The organism is Cellulophaga fucicola, from assembly GCF_900119145.1.
Taxonomy (GTDB): domain Bacteria; phylum Bacteroidota; class Bacteroidia; order Flavobacteriales; family Flavobacteriaceae; genus Cellulophaga; species Cellulophaga fucicola.
On sequence record NZ_FPIY01000001.1, the window covers coordinates 743096 to 765171 of the forward strand.

The 22076-nt window shown below is 31.0% G+C and carries 24 protein-coding genes; 21 read left to right on the top strand and 3 right to left on the bottom strand.

The window, feature by feature from the left end; all coding sequences use genetic code 11:
- The first annotated feature begins 12 nt into the window (after nt 1-12).
- The 6 genes from tpx to ribB are packed head-to-tail and all read left to right on the top strand — an operon-like array spanning nt 13 to nt 6623.
- Entirely contained in the window at nt 13-510 is a 498-nt protein-coding gene (gene tpx, locus BT107_RS03305; RefSeq protein ID WP_072302326.1) for a thiol peroxidase, read from the top strand.
- 1 nt (nt 511) lies between these two features.
- Nucleotides 512-883, top strand: a complete 372-nt coding sequence (locus tag BT107_RS03310) for a diacylglycerol kinase (protein WP_072302327.1) — start codon at nt 512-514, stop codon at nt 881-883.
- Between the two features lie 41 nt (nt 884-924).
- Nucleotides 925-3330, top strand: coding sequence for an FtsK/SpoIIIE family DNA translocase (locus BT107_RS03315; RefSeq protein ID WP_072302328.1), 2406 nt, complete (start codon nt 925-927; stop codon nt 3328-3330).
- Between the two features lie 18 nt (nt 3331-3348).
- A complete protein-coding gene (gene lolA1 / locus BT107_RS03320) occupies nt 3349-3990 on the top strand; it encodes an outer membrane lipoprotein periplasmic chaperone LolA1 (protein ID WP_072302329.1) in 642 nt (213 codons plus the stop codon).
- Nucleotides 3991-4015: 25 nt separating this feature from the next.
- The gene (locus BT107_RS03325; RefSeq protein WP_072302901.1) at nt 4016-5503 is read left to right on the top strand and encodes an LptF/LptG family permease; all 1488 of its coding nucleotides are present in this window, start codon (nt 4016-4018) and stop codon (nt 5501-5503) included.
- On the top strand, nt 5493-6623 hold the full coding sequence (ribB, locus tag BT107_RS03330) for a 3,4-dihydroxy-2-butanone-4-phosphate synthase (protein ID WP_072302330.1): 1131 nt from the start codon (nt 5493-5495) through the stop codon (nt 6621-6623). Before BT107_RS03325 ends, ribB begins: the two co-directional genes overlap by 11 nt.
- 101 nt (nt 6624-6724) lie before the next feature.
- Here ribB and BT107_RS03335 read toward each other — a convergent pair whose 3' ends face one another.
- The 3 genes from BT107_RS03335 to BT107_RS03345 form a co-directional block, all read right to left on the bottom strand.
- Nucleotides 6725-7918, bottom strand: a complete 1194-nt coding sequence (locus BT107_RS03335) for a DegT/DnrJ/EryC1/StrS family aminotransferase (protein WP_072302331.1) — start codon at nt 7916-7918, stop codon at nt 6725-6727.
- Between the two features lie 79 nt (nt 7919-7997).
- Complete coding sequence (locus BT107_RS03340) at nt 7998-8630, bottom strand: nitroreductase family protein (protein WP_072302332.1); 633 nt, start codon at nt 8628-8630, stop codon at nt 7998-8000.
- 15 nt (nt 8631-8645) lie between these two features.
- The gene (locus tag BT107_RS03345) at nt 8646-9398 is read right to left on the bottom strand and encodes a sulfite exporter TauE/SafE family protein (protein WP_072302333.1); all 753 of its coding nucleotides are present in this window, start codon (nt 9396-9398) and stop codon (nt 8646-8648) included.
- 737 nt (nt 9399-10135) lie between these two features.
- Between BT107_RS03345 and BT107_RS03355 the strand changes: the two genes are divergently transcribed.
- From BT107_RS03355 to BT107_RS03425, 15 genes are all read left to right on the top strand, one after another.
- A complete protein-coding gene (locus BT107_RS03355; RefSeq protein WP_084639094.1) occupies nt 10136-12487 on the top strand; it encodes a TonB-dependent receptor in 2352 nt (783 codons plus the stop codon).
- 28 nt (nt 12488-12515) lie between these two features.
- Nucleotides 12516-13304 carry a DUF4625 domain-containing protein gene (locus BT107_RS03360; protein ID WP_072302336.1) on the top strand — a complete coding sequence of 263 codons (789 nt, stop codon included), beginning with the start codon at nt 12516-12518 and terminating at the stop codon, nt 13302-13304.
- Nucleotides 13305-13359: 55 nt separating this feature from the next.
- Nucleotides 13360-13839 carry a DUF4625 domain-containing protein gene (locus BT107_RS03365; RefSeq protein ID WP_072302337.1) on the top strand — a complete coding sequence of 160 codons (480 nt, stop codon included), beginning with the start codon at nt 13360-13362 and terminating at the stop codon, nt 13837-13839.
- Between the two features lie 91 nt (nt 13840-13930).
- Nucleotides 13931-14311 (top strand): Fur family transcriptional regulator, encoded by a 381-nt coding sequence (locus BT107_RS03370; protein WP_072302338.1) that lies wholly within the window; start codon nt 13931-13933, stop codon nt 14309-14311.
- Between the two features lie 225 nt (nt 14312-14536).
- Nucleotides 14537-15016, top strand: a complete 480-nt coding sequence (locus tag BT107_RS03375; protein WP_072302339.1) for a hypothetical protein — start codon at nt 14537-14539, stop codon at nt 15014-15016.
- Between the two features lie 37 nt (nt 15017-15053).
- Nucleotides 15054-15626 carry a hypothetical protein gene (locus tag BT107_RS03380; RefSeq protein ID WP_072302340.1) on the top strand — a complete coding sequence of 191 codons (573 nt, stop codon included), beginning with the start codon at nt 15054-15056 and terminating at the stop codon, nt 15624-15626.
- 234 nt (nt 15627-15860) lie between these two features.
- Nucleotides 15861-16325, top strand: a complete 465-nt coding sequence (locus BT107_RS03385) for a hypothetical protein (protein WP_139254265.1) — start codon at nt 15861-15863, stop codon at nt 16323-16325.
- A 165-nt stretch (nt 16326-16490) separates the two neighbouring features.
- Nucleotides 16491-17867 carry an ankyrin repeat domain-containing protein gene (locus BT107_RS03390; RefSeq protein WP_072302342.1) on the top strand — a complete coding sequence of 459 codons (1377 nt, stop codon included), beginning with the start codon at nt 16491-16493 and terminating at the stop codon, nt 17865-17867.
- 130 nt (nt 17868-17997) lie between these two features.
- Nucleotides 17998-18477 (top strand): hypothetical protein, encoded by a 480-nt coding sequence (locus tag BT107_RS03395; RefSeq protein WP_072302343.1) that lies wholly within the window; start codon nt 17998-18000, stop codon nt 18475-18477.
- A 41-nt stretch (nt 18478-18518) separates the two neighbouring features.
- The gene (locus BT107_RS03400) at nt 18519-18914 is read left to right on the top strand and encodes an immunity 22 family protein (RefSeq protein WP_072302344.1); all 396 of its coding nucleotides are present in this window, start codon (nt 18519-18521) and stop codon (nt 18912-18914) included.
- Between the two features lie 27 nt (nt 18915-18941).
- Nucleotides 18942-19346: a hypothetical protein gene (locus BT107_RS03405; protein WP_072302345.1), complete on the top strand. Its 405-nt coding sequence runs from the start codon at nt 18942-18944 to the stop codon at nt 19344-19346.
- A 46-nt stretch (nt 19347-19392) separates the two neighbouring features.
- Nucleotides 19393-19890 (top strand): hypothetical protein, encoded by a 498-nt coding sequence (locus BT107_RS03410; protein ID WP_072302346.1) that lies wholly within the window; start codon nt 19393-19395, stop codon nt 19888-19890.
- A gap of 202 nt (nt 19891-20092) precedes the next feature.
- Complete coding sequence (locus BT107_RS03415) at nt 20093-20977, top strand: alpha/beta fold hydrolase (protein WP_084639096.1); 885 nt, start codon at nt 20093-20095, stop codon at nt 20975-20977.
- Nucleotides 20967-21473: an RNA polymerase sigma factor gene (locus tag BT107_RS03420; RefSeq protein ID WP_072302347.1), complete on the top strand. Its 507-nt coding sequence runs from the start codon at nt 20967-20969 to the stop codon at nt 21471-21473. Before BT107_RS03415 ends, BT107_RS03420 begins: the two co-directional genes overlap by 11 nt.
- Complete coding sequence (locus BT107_RS03425) at nt 21466-22065, top strand: hypothetical protein (protein ID WP_072302348.1); 600 nt, start codon at nt 21466-21468, stop codon at nt 22063-22065. Before BT107_RS03420 ends, BT107_RS03425 begins: the two co-directional genes overlap by 8 nt.
- Nucleotides 22066-22076: the final 11 nt, after the last annotated feature.

The window sequence follows — 22076 nt, forward strand, 5'->3', positions numbered from 1 at the left end:
AACACATCAATTATGGCTATAGTTACATTAAAAGGAAATAAAATAAATACAATAGGGAATTTACCAGAAGTTGGAAGCTCAGCTCCTGATTTTAAACTAACTAAAAACGATTTATCTACAGCTACTTTAGAAAACTACAAAGGTAAAAAGGTAGTTTTAAATATATTCCCAAGTGTAGATACAGGTACTTGTGCGCAGTCTGTTAGACAATTTAACAAAGATGCTGCTACATTAAACAATACAGTTGTTTTGTGTGTATCTAAAGATTTACCATTTGCACAGGCTCGTTTTTGTGGCGCAGAAGGTTTAGATAATGTAGAAATGTTATCAGATTTTAAGGATGGTAATTTTGGTTCTCACTACAACGTATCTTTTTCTAACGGACCTTTAGAGGCTCTTTTATCTAGATCTATTGTTGTTTTAAACGAAGAAGGTAAAGTTATATATACAGAACAAGTTGCAGAAACGACAGAAGAACCAAATTATAAAGCGGCTTTAGAAGTTTTATAATATGCCTAAGGAAAATTTTGCATTAAACAGAATACGTAGTGTTGGTTATGCTTTAAAAGGTGCTATATTACTTTTAAAAACAGAAGCTAGTATTAAAATTCAATTTTTTATTGGTATTTTAATTACCGCTTTAGGTTTTTATTTTAATATATCTAGCTCTGAATGGATTTTTCAGACATTTGCTATTGGTATGGTAATGGGTATTGAAGGCCTAAATACAGCTGTAGAAAAAATAGCAGATTACATACAACCTGAATTCGATGTAAAAATTGGCTTTATTAAGGATGTTGCTGCTGGTGCTGTTATGATTGTATCTATAGCAGCATCAATAGTGGGGTGTATTATTTACCTCCCAAAATTTTTTAACTGGTAACCAATACATTGGTTATTTATAAATAAAGGAATACATATTTAATGGCAAAACAGACTACTAAAAAGAAAGCAGCTACCCCTAAAAAGAAACGCAGTCTTGGCTTATCTAAACAAAATAAGATATTGTTAGGTAGTGTTATAATGCTGTTTGCTATTGCTTTATTTTTCTCTTTTACCTCTTTCTACTTTACGTGGCAAGAAGATCAGAGTTTGTTATCTGAATTTGCAAATAGAAACGAACAAGCAAAAAACCTATTAAACAAATTTGGAGCCAGTATTGGTCATCTGTTTTTATACAAAGGTTTTGGTGTATCTTCTTTTATAGTACCCGTACTTTTATTTTTATCTGGATTAACACTCTTTTTTAGTTTACCTAAAAACGGTTTAATTAAAAAATGGATTTGGGGACTAATATTTATTTTATGGTTTTCTGTTGCTTTTGGCTTTTTTGCTAGTAGATGGCCTTTGCTAGGAGGTTTAGTTGGTTATGAAATGAATGATTTTCTTCAAGATTACGTTGGTAAAATTGGAGTATTGCTGCTGCTTATTTTTGGGTTGATATTTATTTTGGTTCGTCTATTTAAATTTACCCCAGAAAACGTATTGCATTACTTTAAACAGAAGAAAACTGCCATATCTGAAGAATTTAACTCTGCAAATGATATTAAAGAAGATACTGCTGAAGAAGATAAAAAATCTTCTGTTACAGAAAAAGTAAAAGAAGAAGCTCCTGTAGTTGTAGAAACATACACCCATAAAGAGAAAATACCACCTCTAGAAAAAGAAGTTATTAAAGAAGATAATAGCTTTGAGGTAACGGTTGCTAAAGAGGAGGAAGAAATTATTCCTGATAGTTTAGATATACAGGTAGAAAAAATAACTGAAGAAAAAGAGGAAATAGATAACCTTGCAGATAAACTAGTTGATGATTTTGGAGAATTTGATCCTACCTTAGAATTGGCTAATTACAAGTTTCCACATATAGACTTGTTAGACCAACACGGAACTAACACTGGTATTACAATTAACCAAGAGGAATTAGAAGAAAACAAAAACAAGATTGTAGAAACTCTTAAAAACTACAAAATTGGAATTGCACAAATAAAAGCTACTATTGGACCAACAGTTACATTGTACGAGATTGTTCCGGATGCTGGTGTGCGTATTTCTAAAATTAAAAACCTAGAAGATGATATTGCTTTGTCTTTAGCTGCATTAGGTATACGTATTATAGCCCCAATCCCTGGTAAAGGAACTATTGGTATAGAGGTTCCTAACAAGAACCCATCTATAGTATCTATGCGTTCTGTAATTGCCAGTACTAGATTCCAGAAAGCAGAAATGGAACTGCCAATTGCTTTTGGTAAAACTATTAGCAACGAAACTCTAGTAGTAGATTTAGCTAAAATGCCTCACTTGCTTATGGCGGGAGCTACAGGGCAAGGTAAGTCAGTTGGTTTAAATGCTGTATTAACATCACTTTTATATAAAAAACATCCTGCAGAGGTTAAATTTGTATTGGTAGATCCTAAAAAAGTAGAACTTACGCTATTTAACAAGATCGAACGTCACTTTTTAGCCAAATTGCCAGATTCTGAAGATGCCATTATTACAGACAATGCCAAGGTTATAAATACCTTAAATTCGCTTTGTATAGAAATGGATAACAGATACGAGTTGCTAAAAGCTGCAATGGTACGTAACATAAAAGAATACAATGTTAAGTTTAAGGCTCGTAAATTAAATCCGAACGACGGACATATGTTTTTACCATACATTGTATTGGTAATAGATGAGTTTGCAGATTTAATTATGACCGCTGGTAAAGAAGTAGAAACACCTATTGCACGTTTAGCACAGTTAGCTAGAGCCATTGGTATTCACCTTATTATAGCAACACAAAGACCTTCTGTAAACGTAATTACAGGTATTATAAAAGCCAATTTCCCTGCTCGTATTGCATTTAGGGTAACCTCTAAAATAGACTCTAGAACCATATTAGATGCACAAGGCGCAGATCAATTAATTGGTCGTGGAGATATGCTTTATACACAAGGTAACGATGTTATACGTGTACAATGTGCCTTTGTAGACACACCAGAAGTAGAAAAAATAACAGGATACATAGGATCGCAGAGAGCATACGCAGAAGCGCTTTTATTACCAGAATACGTAGGTCCAGATGAGTCTGGCACAAGTATTGATAATAACATATCAGACAGAGATATTCTGTTTAGAGATGCTGCAGAAGTTATTGTAATTGCACAACAAGGATCTGCCTCTCTAATACAAAGAAAATTGAAGTTAGGTTACAATAGAGCAGGTAGAATTATAGATCAATTGGAAGCTGCTGGTATTGTTGGTCATTTTGAAGGAAGTAAGGCTAGACAAGTTTTAGTACCAGATATGATGGCTTTAGACCAATTATTAGACAACGAGAAAAAATAACAATTAATAACCATTACGATGAAAAAATTAGGAGTTTTAATATTTATTTTAATAGCAAATGTATCCTTTGCTCAAAATTCCGCTAAGGCAAAAACCTTGTTAGATCAGGTTTATAACAAAGTTACTAGTTACAATAACATTTTTGTAGACTTTAAACACTCACTAAACAATAGTGAAGCAAACATAAATAGAGAAACAAGAGGAGACGTTACGCTACAGGGAGAAAAATACCTTTTTAATTACTTAGGTTCTATGCAGTTATTTGATGGTAAAAAGGTATATACCGTTGTTCCAGACAACGAAGAAGTAACTATAGAAGACAAGTCTAACGACGATAATGCTATGACGCCTTCTAAGATGTTAACTTTTTACAAATCTGGACATAATTATGCTTGGGATAAATTACAAACTATAAACGGAAGAAAAATTCAGTATATAAAATTAATTCCTATAGATTCTAATTCTGAGATAAAATCTAGACTTTTAGGTATAGATGTAGAGACAAAGCACATCTACAATCTTATAGAAACAGGTGACAATGGTACAAAAACCACAATTACTGTTAATTCTTTTAAAACAAATCAGACTTTATCAAAAAGCTTATTTACTTTTGACCTTAAAAAGTACGAAGATAGCGGGTACTATATCATAAGAAACTAAGCCATTGAAATTATTAGATCGTTACATTCTAACAAAATTTTTATTCAACTTCTTCAGTTCGTTTGCAATATTGATGTTAATCTTCATATTTCAAACGATCTGGTTGTATATAGGAGACTTAGCTGGTAAAGGTTTAGACTTACTTATTATAGGTAAGTTTATTTTTTACTTTATGCCAAGTCTTATAGACAAAGTATTGCCTTTAACGGTGGTACTTTCTTCTATTTTAACATTCGGTAATTTAGCCGAAAATTATGAGTTTGCTGCGATGAAAGCTTCCGGTATTTCTCTACAACGTGCAATGCGTACCATTGTAGTATTTGTTTTATTGCTTGGTGTTGTTGCTTTCTTTTTTGCAAACAACGTAGCTCCTGCTGCTGCACATAAAGTATATAATCTTAAACGTAATATTGGTAACGTAAAACCTGCAGCTATAATTGCTGAAGGAATTTTTAGTGATTTTGAAGGTATGAATATTAAAGTTGATAAAAAGTATGGAGAAAACGACCGCTTTTTAGAGAACATTATAATTCATAAAAAATCTAATAAGGTAATTAGCAATGTTGTTATTAAAGCCAAAAAAGGCGAATTAGTTAGCAGTGAAGGATCTGATATTATAAAACTTATTCTTAAAGACGGTAATTACTACGAAGATGTACAAAGTAAGAATAGTAAAACAAAGCTAAAGCTACCATTTGCCAAAGCTAAGTTTAACGAGTATATTATTAATATACAGCTTACGGGTATGGGCGATAAAGATTTAGAAGAAGATCGTAATGTAGATACTGAAAAAATGAAAAAAGTATCTAGACTTATTGTTGATATAGATTCTATTAAACAAGACAATGTAAAAACCATAAAGGCAATTGCTAAAAATATAAGCGATAGAGCTGGGGCTTTTAAACCCGATTATGGTTTTAACAATCTTAAACCAAAATTACAAGATAAAGAAGGTGGTGCAAAACTACCTAACAATGATAAAAAAGTAGTTAAAAAAGATACTGTACTATATAATGGTGACATTGTAGCTCTTTTTAAAGAACCTATGCAAGCACAATTATATAGCACAGCTCATAGCTTAACAACAGCAGTATTAAGCTCTGTTAGTGCTAGAAAAAAAGAATTAGAAATAAAATATCAACGTTATAACATACACGTATTGGCTTTGCATACAAAATATGCTTTAGCTTTTTCTTGCATTATATTATTTTTTGTAGGAGCTCCTTTAGGTGCTATTATTAGAAAAGGTGGTTTAGGATTACCAATGGTTATTGCCATTGTGCTATTTTTAGCTTACTATTTTTTAGGTGTTTTTGTTGGCAATTCAGCTAAAGTTGGTAAAATATCTCCTGCCCTAGCGGCTTGGATTCCGGCTTTGGTAATGCTACCATTAGGTATGTTTTTAACAATAAGAGCAACAAATGATAAAGGCCTAATTTCTTTTGGCGATATTATTTATATGATTAAAAAAAGATTTATTAAAAATTCCAAGACTAAAACTGATGGAAAATAAAGTACAATTAAATACAATTGAAGAAGCAATAGAAGACATCCGTAAAGGAAAAGTTATTATTGTTGTTGATGATGAAGACAGAGAAAATGAAGGAGATTTTATTGCAGCAGCAGAAATGGCAACTCCAGAAATGATAAACTTTATGGCTACTCACGGTCGTGGTTTAATCTGTGCCCCTTTAACAGAAGATCGTTGTGAGGAATTAGATTTATCTATGATGGTGAAAAACAATACTGTTCTTCATAACACACAGTTTACCGTATCTGTAGATTTAATTGGACACGGCTGTACTACAGGTATATCTGTTCATGATAGATCTAAAACTATAAAATCTTTAGTAGATAATACAACAAAACCAAGTGATTTAGGAAGACCTGGTCATATATTTCCTTTAAAGGCTAAAAATGGAGGTGTTTTACGAAGAACAGGACACACAGAAGCCTCTGTAGATTTAGCTCGTTTAGCCGGTTTTAAACCAGCTGGTATTTTAGTTGAAATTCTAAATGAAGATGGTACAATGGCTCGTTTACCAGAACTTTTAAAAGTTGCTAAAAACTTTGATTTAAAAATTATTTCTATAGAAGATTTAGTTGCATACCGTATGCAACACGATTCTTTAATTGTTAAGAAAGAACATTTTACAATAGAAACTCGTTTTGGAGAATTTAAACTACATGCATACGAGCAAACTACAAATAACCAGATACATATAGCACTTACTAAAGGTAATTGGAGCAAAGACGAACAAATACTTACGCGTATTAACTCTACCCTGGTAAACAATGATATTTTAGGTACGCTAACAAACAATCCTGACAAAAAGTTAGAAGATATGTTTGCGGCTATTAATAAAGAAGGCAAAGGCGCAATGGTATTTATTAACCAACAGTCACAATCTTTGAACTTATTAAATAGATTATCTCAGCTTAAAGAATTACAAGGAGACGGATTAGTAAAAGCTCCTAATGTAAATATGGATAGTAAAGATTTTGGTGTTGGCGCACAAATACTACACGACTTAAATATTAGTCAAGTTAAATTATTAACAAACACACCACAAACTAGACGTGTTGGTATTGTTGGTTACGGTTTAGAAATTATAGACTACGTTACATACTAACTAGCATACATTATTTATAACATATAAAAAATCCCTTAAAACTTAGTCTTAAGGGATTTTTATGTATATAGAACCTTGTATACAAATTACAATTTAATTACTTACAATACAGATTTTATTGCTTTTACCATATTGGCAGCTCTTTGCTCTACTTCTTCATCTGACCATCCTAATTTAACCAAACAAGATATAGTTCTGCTTATCCAGTGATCAGATTTAGAAAAGTCTGACTTGCTATAGTCTGGCAATTGCTCTTTAACCTCGTTAGGTAATTTACCTAAAGATGTTAAGTTTGTTAAGTGAGCCCATTTTTTGTAGTAATGCCAGTTATTTGCATACCAGTAGAAACAAGCATCAACACTATTTTCTCCTAAAGCTTTATGCGCTTTCTTTGTCAATTCTTCTGTTGGTAAAAATATAGATAAGAAAGAGTAGTTTTCTTCACCTCCTTCTGGTACAGCTCTAAATGTTACTTCTGGTATTGTAGACAATGCATTACGTAAAATAGTATACGTTTTTTTCTGTATTGCAATAAACTCATCTAATCTTTTAACCTGCGCTACACCAACAGCTGCGTGTAATTCAGAAATTCTATAGTTGTATCCTAAAAATGGGTGATCTTCCGCTCCCCTATCTTTTCCTATATGATCGTGACCATGATCTGAATAATGATCTGCGTTTTTGTAATACTGTTCATTATTAGTAATTATAGCACCACCTTCTCCACAAGTAATTGTTTTTACGTAATCAAAAGAAAAACAACCTAAATCGCCATAACTACCTAAAGGTTTACCCTCATAAGTACCACCAATTGCCTGGCAAGCATCTTCTAATAACAAAAGGTTGTGTTTGTCGCAAATAGCCTTTAATGCACTTAAGTTAGCCATAGAACCGCACATATGCACAGGCATAACTACTTTTGTTTTTGGTGTTATTGCTTTTTCAACCGCTTCTGGATCTAAAGTTAACGTATTATCAACATCAACTAAAATAGGAACCGCTCCTAATGCTAAAATAGACTCAAAACTAGCCACAAAAGTAAATGTTGGCATAATAACTTCGTCACCTGCACCAATTCCTGCACTAGCTAAGGCTACAGTTAAAGCAGCAGTACCACTACTAACCAATTGCGCATAACCTACTTCCATTCTTTTTGTTAAGGCTTCTTCTAGTTCTAATGCTTTCCAGTGGTTGTTACGCATACCGTCAAAACCATAACGCATTAAAACTCCTGAGTCTAGCACATCTTGTACTTCTGCTCTTTCCTTATCTCCAAAAAATTCAAATCCTGGCATATTGTATATTTTTCTTATTTGTAATTTACTCTTACTGCAGAATAAAGCTGCATCAATTTATTTGTAAAGTTAGTAACTTTTACGCTATTTCTATAACGCAATCTACAGTCTCTTTACGTACTTTTTTAAAGGTTGCAAACATATCATCATCTGCCCTATATCCTATTGGTAAAACTAAAACAGAAGCCACATTTAAATTAGCTAAGCCCAATACTTTATCATATTCACTTGGTATAAAACCTTCCATAGGGCAAGCATCTATGTCTTCTACAGCACAAACAGTTAGTAAATTACCCAAGACCAAATATGCTTGGTTTACTGCCCACTGTACAACTTCTTCTTTTGTTTTAGTTTTAAAACTCTGTATTAATTGCTCTTTAAATGGGTCTAATATGGTAGAACTTGTGCCCCTAACCTCTTGTACACGCTTAAAGTAGTTGGTTATATAAGTTGCATCTATTTCTTTTTCTATACACAAGACTAATACGTGAGAAGCTTGCGCTACCTGTGGCTGATTGTAAGAACTTGGCACCAATTGTTGCTGAATATCCTTATTTTTTATTACCACCAATTTAAGAGGTTGTAAACCGTAAGAAGTTGCTGTTAAATTAAATGCTTCCTTTAGCAAAGCTACTTTCTCGTCTGTAACTAATGCGTCTGCATTAAATTTTTTAACAGCATAACGCCATTCTAATTTTTTTATAATGCTCATTTTTTATCAACTTAATTAAAAAAACCAAAGTTTTACCGCCATAACAATTATCATAAGCATTAAAAACTTTTTTATAAAACCGTCTCCTCTAGCAACAGAAACTCTACTTGCCAACCAAGCACCAGTACCATTACCAATTGCTAGTATTAGACCTATTTTCCAAATTACCTTATCGTGGTAAATAAATACTGCCAAAGAAGAAAATGTATATATTAAAACCACAGCTACTTTTGTTGCATTTGCACGCACTAAAGTCATATGGTTTGCAAAGTGTAAAAATAAGATAACAATAAACCCAAGACCAGCATTTATAAAGCCGCCATAGATACCAAAAAAGAAAAAGGCAATAATACCCACCCACAAGTACTTACCTGTTATACGCTCTTGTATATCTGCTGTTTTTAATTTGGGCTTAAATATAATGATGAGCAAAACAACCATCATAACCACAGCGAGTATTTTATTAAAAGTAGCACCACTAACATCTACGGCTATGTTTGCGCCCACAATAGAGCCCAGCATTGCGGATATACCCAAGTATATGTTAAACGGGAATGTACTTACACCTTTGCTCTTAAAACCAGCAACACCCAAGATAGATTGTATAAAAACAGCTATTCTATTAGTACCATTTGCAACACTAGGTGGCATACCAAAAAAAATAAGTACCGCTAAAGAAATTAGCGATCCACCACCTGCTACAGTGTTTATAAAACCTACTACAAAGCCAACTAGTACTAGTAGTAGATAATGATACCATTCTTCCATAGCGTGCAAAAATACTGTTTTATGGTCTTTTTATATAGTTTTTAAGTGATTAGTACTTTTATGCGATAGAAAAGATAAAAAATCTATACTATTAAAAGCATTGAAAAACACGTAATACATTAAAAATATGCTGCTTACTTTTTATATAAAATATTTTAAAATTTTATTATTGCATATTAGTTGCATTAAATTAAAATAATAATAATATATTTGCATCTTGTTAACGCAACATAGTTGTAATAAAAAAGTATTGCTTGTAGTCATTTATGAAACTGAATAAGTTTAAAAATAACATTACATATTTATTACTTGCCATTTTCTTTACAATGAAAATAGCAGGGCTACATTCTTTTACTCATCTAGATAATAATCATGAGCATACAGACTGCGCTATTTGCGAATTTATAGCGTTACAAAATAGCACTCCAATACTTTCTGTAGATCTCAATTTTACAGAAACCAATACGCACCTATTTATTTTTATACAGGAACCTATTATAGCTTACAATGTATATTTTTCCGGCGTAGCTAATAGTGTTCAGTTATTTTGTAGGCCTCCTCCCCTTTATTGCTAATTGTCTTTTATGCTTATGGTTTTCTTTATACAAAATAGGTCCTGTTTGTTTTATTGCAGCGCCAACCTTATTTCGTATAAAAAATAATACATAAAGTTATGGACGCATCCATTAGTTAAACATCATTATAAAAATATATAACAGCTAATTATGCTTTATAAAATGCTGAGTATATGCTTATTCATTAGCGTATGCTCTATTGCAAATGCGCAAGATTCTTTTAATATAAAAGGTTCTGTGCTAGATGCCAACACCTTAAAACCAATAGAGGGAGCTAATATTACGGGTACAAATTTATTTGCCATTTCTACCTCTACAGGAGAATTTTTTATTAAAAATATCAAAAGACAAACTAGTTCTATTACGGTATCTCACATAGGTTATGCTTCAGAAATCGTTACTATCACTACAAATAAAGATATTAAAGTACTTTTAAAAGAGTCTTCTACTGTTTTAAATGAAGTAGCTGTTACTGGAAAATCTAACATCAAAAAGGCAAAAGAAACACCTATGGTTACACATACGGTTACCAAAGAGTTTCTAGATAAAAACAGAGAAAATAGTCTTATGCAGACTTTAAGTAAAATACCAGGTGTTAGCACTATTAACATTGGCTCCGGACAAAGTAAGCCTGTTATAAGAGGACTTGGTTTTAACAGGGTTGCGGTTGTACAAAACGGAATAAAACACGAGGCACAACAGTGGGGTAATGATCACGGACTAGAAATAGACCAACAAGGAATTGAAAATATACAAATTATAAAAGGTCCAGCTTCATTGCTTTTTGGGTCAGATGCTATTGCTGGTGTAGTTCATATTCAACCAAATAAAGTCCCGCTACAAAAATCTTTTAAAGGCGAAGTAAATATTCTTGGAGAAAGTAATAACGATTTATTGGGCATTTCAGCAGGTATAAGAGCTAGAAAAGAAAAATGGTTTTACCGTACTAGATTAACGTACAGAGATTATGCAGATTATAAAGTGCCTACAACTAAAATTAACTATGAAAATTACGTTTTTGAGCTTCACAATAATAATTTGAGAAACACTGCCGGCAGAGAAGCTAACGCTAGTGTTAGTATTGGTTACGTAGACAATACCATAAAAACCGAAACACTGTTTAGCAATGTAAATGCTAAAAACGGATTTTTTGCAAATGCACATGGCTTAGAAGTTAGAACGTCTAAAATAGATTATGATAGCTCTAACAGAGACATAGACCTTCCGTACCATAATGTAAATCATTTTAAAATTAGCAATAACACTACGGTAAACACGGGTAATCACATATTACATTTTGATCTTGGTTTTCAAAATAATAAAAGAGAAGAACACTCAGAGCCTATTCCGCATGGGTATATGCCCAAGCCACCAAATACTAAGGAACGTGTTTTTACTAAAAATACCTACTCCTTAAATGCCAGAGATGCATTTAATATTAACAACAAACATAATGTTGTTCTGGGTGTAAATTTAGAGCACCAAAACAATACAATTGGGGGTTGGGGATTTTTAATTCCGGAGTATAGCCGTTTCACCGCTGGTGTTTTTGGGTACAATCAATATAAAATAAATAAAAACTGGCATATTTTAGCTGGTGCTAGGTATGATTATGGAGTACTAAAGACTAGCGCTTATAACGATTGGTTTAGATCTACTGTAAAAAATGAAGACAATACCACTTCTCAGGTATACTTGCAAAGAGCAAAAAACAAAACACTAGATTTTAAAAATATAAGCGCTTCATTTGGTGTTAGTCACATTAAAAACAACACAACGTACAAAGTAAATTTAGGTAAAAGTTTTAGAATGTCACTAGCTAACGAGTTGGCATCAGACGGAGTAAACTACCATATGTATAGGTTTGAGAAAGGTAATCTTGACCTAAAACCAGAGGTAGCTTATCAACTAGACTTAGATATAAATCACACTAAAAAACAGTTTAGTTTAGGCATTAGTCCTTTTCTTAATTTATTTGAGAACTACATCTATTTAAATCCTACCTCTAATTATTTTGAGACTTTACAAATTTACGAATACACACAAAGTAAAGTTTTTAGAATTGGCGGAGAATTTAGTGCCAGTACCTCCGTTATTAAAAACTTAGAGCTAGCTGCATCTGCAGAGTATGTGTACTCAAGACAAACAAGCGGATTAAAAAAAGATTTTACACTTCCGTTTTCTCCTCCTTTGTCTGGACTGTTTTCTGCGAGCTATAAAATTAAAGATTTTTCAGTTTTTAAAACACCTGCAATTAGCGCGGACTATAGAATTACTGCCGCGCAAGAAGAAATTGTACCACCAGAGCAAACAACGGACGGTTACAATGTGTTACATATGTCATTTACATCAAAATTAAACATCTTTAAAAATAATGCACCAGTAGATGTACGGCTAAAATTAAACAACGTATTCAATACCAAATATTACAATCACACTAGTTTTTATAGACTGATAGATGTTCCAGAAGCTGGTAGAAACATTTCGGTGTCATTAACAATTCCATTTAAATAAATATAAACAACAATTAAAATTAAAAACAATGAGAACAAACATTAAAATTTCCAACTTTAAATTTTTAGCAATCGTTGCTTTTCTAGGACTCTTTTTACAATCTTGTAGTAGTGATGATGATTCTAATGCTTTAAATGCTCCTACTATTACAGATTTTGAGTATGGTGAAGGTGGTGATCATTCTACAGAACAATACGTTTACAAAGGTTCTGACATTCATTTAGAAGCAAAAATTAATGCTGAAGCTACAGTAAAAAGTATTTCTATTAGCATTCATGCACACGACTTGGAAATAGGTGAAGATGAAGTTGACTGGGATTTTGAAAAGGTGTATACGGATGAAAAATACCTAGCAATAAATCCAACTTTTCATGAACATATAGATGTACCTGCAAACATACCTGCTGGTGAGTACCATATAGAGCTGGTAGTTACAGATGAAGAAGGTAATAGCACAGAAATTGAAGGTCATATAGATGTTAAAGATCCTATAGAATTAAGTGAAATGTCTATTGATGAAAGCGTTGCTAGAGGAACAGATTTTCACGCAGAATTTATGATTAATGCTGTTAATGGCATACATAATATTACTGTAGATGTACACGCTCACGGACTTACTTTAAAAGACGGTGAAGAAGAATGGCATTTTGAAAAAGAGTATTTAGAAAAGTACCATGAGAAAACTGAAGCTGAATTTCATGAGCATATAGATGTACCTGCTACTGCACCCGCTGGCGAGTACCATATGGTTTTTACTGTTGAAGATGAAGACGGTAATTCTAAAAAATACGATACACATATAAATGTAACTGAATAATAAAAAAATACCGCATAGAGAAAAACACTCTATGCGGTTTTAAAGTCATTAAAAAATGAAAGTTAAGCTAAAATACCTTTTCTTTTTATCATTGTTTGTTATTATAACTTCTTGTTCTAGTGATGATAATAGTGATAAAGATGAAGAAAAACCAACAATTAGTATCAATTATACTCAAGGTTTTCCGCAACCTTGTGTGCAATTAGTGAAAGGAGAAACATATAGTTTTAGAGCACAGGTTACAGATAATAAAGCTTTGGCATCTTACAGCTTAGATCTTCATAATAATTTTGATCATCACACACACGATGATCAAGAAGGAATATGCGATTTAGAACCTGTAAAACAAGCCGTAAACCCTTTTATTTATATGGAGAATTTTACGGTACCAGAAAATTCTATCAGTTATGAAATAGCCGTAAACCTAACAATTCCGGATGATATTGATACAGGTGATTACCATTGTGCCTATTCTGTAACAGACCAAACAGGATGGCAGTCTAGAACATCTATAGATATAAAAATAATAGACTAGTTGCTTCAAAAAAGTAGTTTTAATACTGCTATTTTTAAGTTAAAACTATGCTTAATTTTGTTTTGCACTCCAGTTGCATTATTTTTGTACTATGGGTATTGTAAGAAAAACAAAGTCGGTTAAAATTTTACACGATGAATTTGAAAAAAGTTTAGCTGCAATTTCTGTAACTACATTAATTGAGCGTTTTAGTGCTCAAATGAATAAAACTACTATTTATCGTGTTTTAGATAAGTTTGAAGATGACGGCTACTTGCATTCTTTTTTAGGTAAAAATGGCCATAAATGGTATGCAAAATGTAACGGATGCTCATCTAGCAATCATTCAGATGCCCACCCGCATTTTCAGTGTTCTAACTGTGGTAAGGTAGATTGCCTGCCTGCAGATGTTGTAATACCAAAAATTCCTAACAGAATTGTAGATGTTTCACAAGTACTATTACAGGGTAAGTGTGAGCAGTGTTACTCGTAAACAAATAATATAATTAAAGTATACTAAAGAGATAATCGTGATTATCTCTTTTTTTGTTTATAAGTAGGTACTAACACAAAAGGGATTACTACATTAACGCCAGTTCATATTTAAGTCTGCAAAAATATGTTCATTCTATTTGATTTGTATTTACTAAATTAGGTGCTTATACAAATAACCAATTAAATAAATAACCATATCAATACATCTGAAAGAACTTATAAAATGAATAAAATAATCGGAATTTTATTGATAATTCTATTTTTGATTTCATGCAAGAATTCTGAAAAAAAAGAAACAGAAAACAATACTGAATCTAAATACGAAATCGCTCAAGAGGAATTGACAAAATGGAAAATAAACCAAACCGAATCGATTGCCCAGAAAATTCTTGACTTACCTAAACTTCAATGGATTTATCATTCTGAATTGAAAGAAAGATTACCTGTAAAAGTTATGGAAACAGAGATAATTGAAAAGAATTTTAATCTTAATAAGTTTGGACAAAAAGTTAGAATATTATCGTTAACCGAATTAGAAAACGAAGGAATTAAAGATTTTGTGATAATTGACAAAATGAAAATCAATAAAGACACAATTAAATTTGAACTGTCTTATAAAATAGAAGGTACTGGTTGCAGCGGAAAGTTCTTAAAACAAAATGGAAAATGGACAATTCTCGATTATTCAGTTTGGGAAAATTAAAAACGTAAGGCAACAGCGCTGTATTTAAGAAAAAACAATGAACATAACTAAAATAACATACAAAATATCCTTTATAACCGGATTAGTTTTCTTTCTAATTGGTCAGATTATATTGTCTAATGGTAATGATTTTGTATACGCTCAAGAACCTATTGATTTTGCTCATTGGTTTTTATTACTTGGAGTAGTTTTACTAATTCCTCAAGTTGTTTCTTTTCCAAAAAAAATCTTTAGCCTAATTGGAATTCCTGTAACATTAATAGGTATTACTTGCATTATTGGAATGTGTGTAATAGATTTTATTTGGTGGAGCTTTCCAAACGAAGAAATGCGTAATGAGTTCACTAATCATATCTCGAAAGTCCCATCAATTTGGAAACCTTTTATGAGCATAGGACCAAACTCTAAAATTTTTAATCTTGGTTTATTGATTTTAAGTTTTAATTACCTAAAAAACAGCAAGATAGGAATAGTGATTATTTTAATAGCTAATCTAATTTTGTGGCATATTATCCCATTACCTTTTAGACTAATTTTTGGATATACATTAACTTTAATTGGTTTTAGTCTAATTTTAGTTAAAAGTGGTAATAAAAACATGCTACAATAACGTCTATAATACATTGCTACCCCTCGCCTACTTACTATAATCCTCGCAGACTTTCTATTCTGTTTTTATTTCCTAAATTAGGTGCTTAAACGCGCCACTATTCATATACATAATCGTTCGTTAGCAGTAATTAAAAAAAATATTAAGATGAAAGAAGCCGATTTATTAGATTAACAATACCTTCCTGTGATTACGATTAACATATAGATTCTAATTTAGAATTAATTAAACCTTATGAATAAACCAGTAACGTATACCTATATAACTGTTCTTATAAATGTTCTTTTTGCAATGCTTCTTTTTTTTAGTATGTCAGGAGGAACTATAAACCCAATAAAAGAATTTTTTGATTATATTATATATTTCTATTTAAATTTTACAGCAGCATTAGTTGCTTTATTTGTTTCAAGTTATTACGCTGGAAAAAAAATGGGGAAACTTATTTGTGAAAAAAAATGGAATTCAATTCTTGTTGGTATGATTGGACTAATGGTTATTTTAATTTGCGGAGTTCTTGGCGGGGCAACTGTTGGGTTTCTAGAAGAAGGCATAATGAGAGGTCATAATGTTTCTGATTCTATTGTTGATTATTATTTTAAACCATTATTTTGGATTTTAATATTTGGATTTATCCCAACATTTATTTCTGGAGCATTTTTAGGTAAAAAAATAAAGAAAACGTGTTGCAAAACTATATAAAATTAATTAGTACTTCTTACCTACTTCTACTTCCTATAGCTTCTGCAATTCTATTTGGTTTTTATATACTAAATTAGGCAATTTAAACACGTAACAAACACTATAAAAACAAAATACAGAAGAACTAAAAAACCTAAAATTAAGTCCAAAACAATTTTATAAAATATGTCTGCAAAAAACTATCTTATTATTATATACGCTATATTTTCAACATCATTAGTTGCTCAAGATACTATTATGCTTAAAGAAGACTTATTATCTGATCGAGAAGATGGCCTGTACATTACTTCTTCTCAAGATTATCAAAAATTTCCAATTAAGGGTTCTAAAGAGCAAAAGTCAATTTTAAGATTTAATAATGGTTTAGGTCTTTCCTTATTTAAATCATTAATTGTGAACAAGGATAAAATTGGCATTCAACTAGATAAAGAGTTAATTGATGGGTATTTTAGATCTAAAAAAAACACTATAGCTTTTGTTTTTAATGATACTATTTACCAACTAAGTAAACCCAATAAACTTTTTATAAATAAGGCCATTTTTAATGTCGAAAATTTATCCGAAGATGATAAAAATAAGATCATTAATTATTTTAAAAAATTACCAACTTCAGAAACTCAATATGAGTTTCAAAATAGTCTAAAAGAACGTAATTATGAAAAAGCAGACTCTCTTTTTAAAAATGGTGCGTATGCCTTAAAAAGTAATTATTCTGATGCCTATAATGAAAGAGACACACTATTAATTAATTATTTAAAAAAAATAAAATATACTCCAAAAGCAAGAAGCTTGGAAGAGGCTATCGAGCTTAGAGACACAGAATACTTATATAACTCTGAAGATTTTATAAAGAATACACCACAAAATCAAGACATGTTAGATAACCTTTTTATGAAAGCTTCTCGACATAGTTCAAAAGAAATTGTAGCCTTTTTTTTAAATCTTGGAGCTAACATAAATTTGAAGCGCACAATGATACACCTTGATTCAGATGATACATATGTTAATGCTTTAGATTATGCTGTTATTTATGGCGAAATCGAAGTGTTTGATTATCTAATTTCAAAAGGCCTAATTGGAGCAGACCAAACAGCATTTATAAGCGCTTGTCTTAACAATAATCAGTTTATGATAGACCACTTACTAAAAAACGGTTATAACATTAATATCCAAGATTCAAAAGGTCGTAATTCCTTACATTATTTATTAAATTACGCAAAAATAGACCGAGCAATACTAATTATAAGCAAAGGAATTAATGTGAATTTAGCAGATGAAGATGGCAATACAGCTTTGCATAAACTAGCTTCACTTACACATAAGCCATTATTAGAAAGTTACCGTACTGTTGTTATAAATCGTTATGATTTAGAAAAGGTAGCCTATAACCTAATAGAACATGGAGCTGACGTAAATTTAAAAAATAAAAATGGCCATACCGCATTAGAGATTGCAAAGGGAGCTGATGGTGAAATAAGCCCCTATCATAGTAACACAAATAAAGAATTAATAGAACTACTTAAAAGAAATATAAAAAAGTAAAGACTAATTCCTTTTGAGAAGTACTAGTACAAGAATATAGAACTAATCAAGATTTAAGATAAGTAACATTTACTTAATTAGATGCTTTAAACACATAAAACCGTTAAAACTAACTTATATAATTAAAAGAATGAAAGCATTAAAATATCTAAATTTATTGATAATTGTTGTTACTTTTTCAGGCTATTCGCAAGTAAGTAAGAAAACCATAATAACAATTGATAAGAATAGTTATTTAGAATACCCAGCCGTTTTTCTTGACTTATCTAGCGGATTATTAATTAAAGTTGATCGTAATTTAAAAGAAATTGATGCTGACCTTTGGATAGAACCAAATGATCCTGAAATTAATGGATTAGAAGAATCTTTTGATGGAGGAATTACACATATAGGAGATAATGTATTGCTAAGAGTACTTGAGAATGGGGAAAAGGAAATGGAGGTTAAAAAAATGTTTCCAGACACATATGTAAACAGTGTTGATAGAGGAAAAATTAAAGCAGACCTAAAATTTATAGTACACACAAGTGAAAGCTTATTTTATATCATTAAAATAATTTCGTTTAGCAAAGAGAATCAAGAGATAACATTAGAATATCAGAAAATATAGTAACAATAGACATAAGCATTACGTGTAATTTATAATAAAAAATGAGAACTGAAAAAAGCCACTTTTGGATAGGTAAATTTGAAAACGAAAGTCTATACTATAATTTTATTGCTGAGGATGACAGTAGGTATGAATTAGAAGACTATGATGCTATTCCTGTCTCTAAATTTGCAAAATCGCAAGGAGAGATATGGATTGATCACGATTTTATGGAATCTAGATTTGAAAAACCAACAAAGGATATAAAAAATCAGTTTAATAAATACTCTTATTCTAACCATTGGGAATCCGAACTTGAAAATAGATGTTCTAAATTAAGTGAGTCTGAATTTAATACTCTAATTTTTATAAGTGAAGACCAAATTAAAAACCCAAAATCTATAAAAGAGACTGGAATAACTCTTGAATACCTTGGAGTTATTGAATACGAAATATAAAAATTAACTCAATAAAAACTATAAAGTATGAAATACATATTATTACTAGGGCTATTCTTATTTCAAATCATTGGTTATGCCCAATCTGCAGATGTTAAAACCCAACCTGAAAAAGATGAAGAAAAGCTGTTACTAACAGTTTTTCTTAAACACGATCAGAGTATGAATTTAAACGAGATTGAAAAGATAAGAACAGAGCAAGGTTTTTATGAAAATTTTCCGCCAGAAGGTGTTTCTGTTGTTAATTGGTTTGTAGTTATGGGTGTTGGCCAAATGGTAGTTTTAGAACTACCTGCTTCAAAATTAGCAGCTGTTAACTTGGCTATTGAGAGAACTGCCTGGAAAGCTTTTAAATCAGAGTTTTATCCAACGTACGACCTATACCCTATTATGGAAAAAAAATTAAAGAATAAATCAAAGGTAACGTACTAGATTCTTAACTGTTATAAACAGTCTAAAAAATTAAACACAAAAAAATATGGGATTATTTTCATTCTTCAGCAGTAAAAAGAAAGAAGAAAAAGAAGAGTTTACATTTATTACAGATTTTAAAAAACACTTAATAGACAATTTGCTTATTGTTAATTTACCAGTGAATTGGATACCTTATGATAGTGATAGGTTTAGAGCAAAAACAGATGACGGAAAGCTACAAATGTCTCTTGTAAACTATGAAAATAAAGAAAAGAATAACGTAGCAATAAATAGTCAATTTTTTAAAGACTTAAAATTAGACTTGTATGATGTTTTTGTAACAGAAGGCGAATATGAAGCTTATGATGACTTAAAAGTATCAGATTCCTATATAACCAAAAGCTTTAAGGTAGACGATGAAACACAATATTATTATACAACTGCCAAAAATGTAAATGGTAGGTTAATTATAACAGATATAATTGTTAGAGACATTGGAGCGTATGATAAAAAAATGCAACCATTGCTTCAAATAATAGGACATTCTATGGAAGTAAAATAAACTTGATCTTAATTGTACAACAGAGAAAAAAAAGTTCAAAATTAAAAAACACCTAACTAATTACTATTCATAATAATAACTTAAGTTTTCAGGAGATAAACTACCCTAAATAAATTTATTTTCAAAAATAATTAATTCTAAAGTGTAACAAATACTATTTTTTTAATCAAAGGGATACAAACAATTAAAAAACAATAGTATTATGAGAAAATTAATTAGAATTATTACCCTATTCGTTATTACCATAAGCAGCACTACTAGCTTTGGCCAAAATAAAGAAGTAACTCTAGGCAAGACAAAAGAAGCTAAAGCTTTTACCGTAGAAACTGTTGGACAAGGTGAGCCAGTTTTATATCTTCCAGGATTTGCAACACCTGGCTCTGTATGGAAAGAAACTGTTGAGAACTTAAAACTAGAAAGAAAATCGTACCTGTTTTCTTATGCAGGCTTTAATGGCAACCAACCTATAGAAATGCCTTGGTATTCAAATATAAAAAATGCTATTATTAACTATGTAAAAGACAATAATATGTCTAACATTACTATTGTTGGTCATAGTATGGGCGGAAATTTAGCTGTTGATATAGCCGCTAAATTACCTAGTAACGTTTCTAAAATTATTATAGTTGAAGCATTACCTTGTATGCGAGAAGTAATGATGCCTAATGTACCTGCAGAAAACTTTTATTACGAGAGTCCGTATAATAAACAAATGCTAGAAATGGATGCGCAGCAATTTAAAAATATGGCAACTATGATGGCGGCGAATATGACCTTAAAAGAAGATAAAAAAGAAATAATAGCAAATTGGATAGCTGAGGCTGACAGAAAAACGTGGGTTTATGGATATACAGATTTATTAAAACTAGATTTAAGAAACGTCTTAAATAAAGTAAGGTGTAAAACCTTAATAATAGGTGCATCTTTCCCAGACGTAAAAATTGCAAAACAAAACTATGAAAAGCAATACCTTAACTTACCAAACAAAACAATAGTTATAGCAACTAACAGCAAACACTTTTTAATGTTAGATCAACCAGAATGGTTCTATAAAACCGCAACAGATTTTTTGGTAAATGAAAAATAATAAAAACGAACCTTTTGAAACAATTTATCGCCAACACCATCCAATGGTTTTACAAATGTGTTTGGGTTTTGTTAAAGGAGATAAGGATACTGCCAACGATTTGTCTCAAGAAATATTTATTAGTGTATGGAACAATCTAGATAAATTTAGAGGTACATCTTCTTATAAAACCTGGATTTACAGAATAACAGTAAACACCTGTTTGCAGTATGTAAAAAAGGATAAAAAAGAAAAAACAGTAACAACAGTAGACCTAGAGAATAAGGCTGCTACCATAGAAACTGAAAGCACAAAAAACAACAATGTTTCTGACTTATATAAAGCCATTGGAGAACTAAAAAAAATAGACCGTTTAATTATTATGATGGTTTTAGAAAACCAAGATTATGATAGTATCTCAGAGGTTATAGGTATAAAAGCAATAAATGTGAGAGTTAAAATCCACAGGATTAAAAAACGTCTTGAAACAATTTTAAAAAATAATAAAAATGAATAGCGATTTTAAAGAACTGCAAAACACCTGGGAAAGCAGCAAAAATAATCTTGATCTTTCTGCTACAAACTTTGACCATCTATATGCCAAAATAAAGAAGAAAGAAAAAGAAAACTATTTTTTCTATTACGGTACAATTACAATCTTGTTAACCACACTTATAGTAATTTCTCTATTCTTTTATTATGTTGCTCCTGTAAAGGAAGTATTAAGTAAGGTTGGTGCCGGATTAATGATTTTTGGTTTGGTATTTAGAATTTTAATTGAAGTGATTAGCATCTATAAAGCAAAACAAATTAACAACTTAGATACTACCTTAAAAACCACTGAAAACACTGAGAATTTCCATCAATTTAGAAAAATAATTCACAAAGTTATTGCGCCTATAATTATAGGGTTATATACTATCGGTTTTTATATGATAACGCCTGAATTTAGTGCACATATGGAATCTTGGAATATTATATTAATTGATGTTTCTTATGTTGTTATTGCCATCATTCTTTTCATTGTAATTAGAAAAGGAGTTAAAAAAGAAATGCAGAAACTAGCAGATATTATAAAGTTAAAAAAAGAAATAACTGAAGAAAATTAAGACTAAAACGC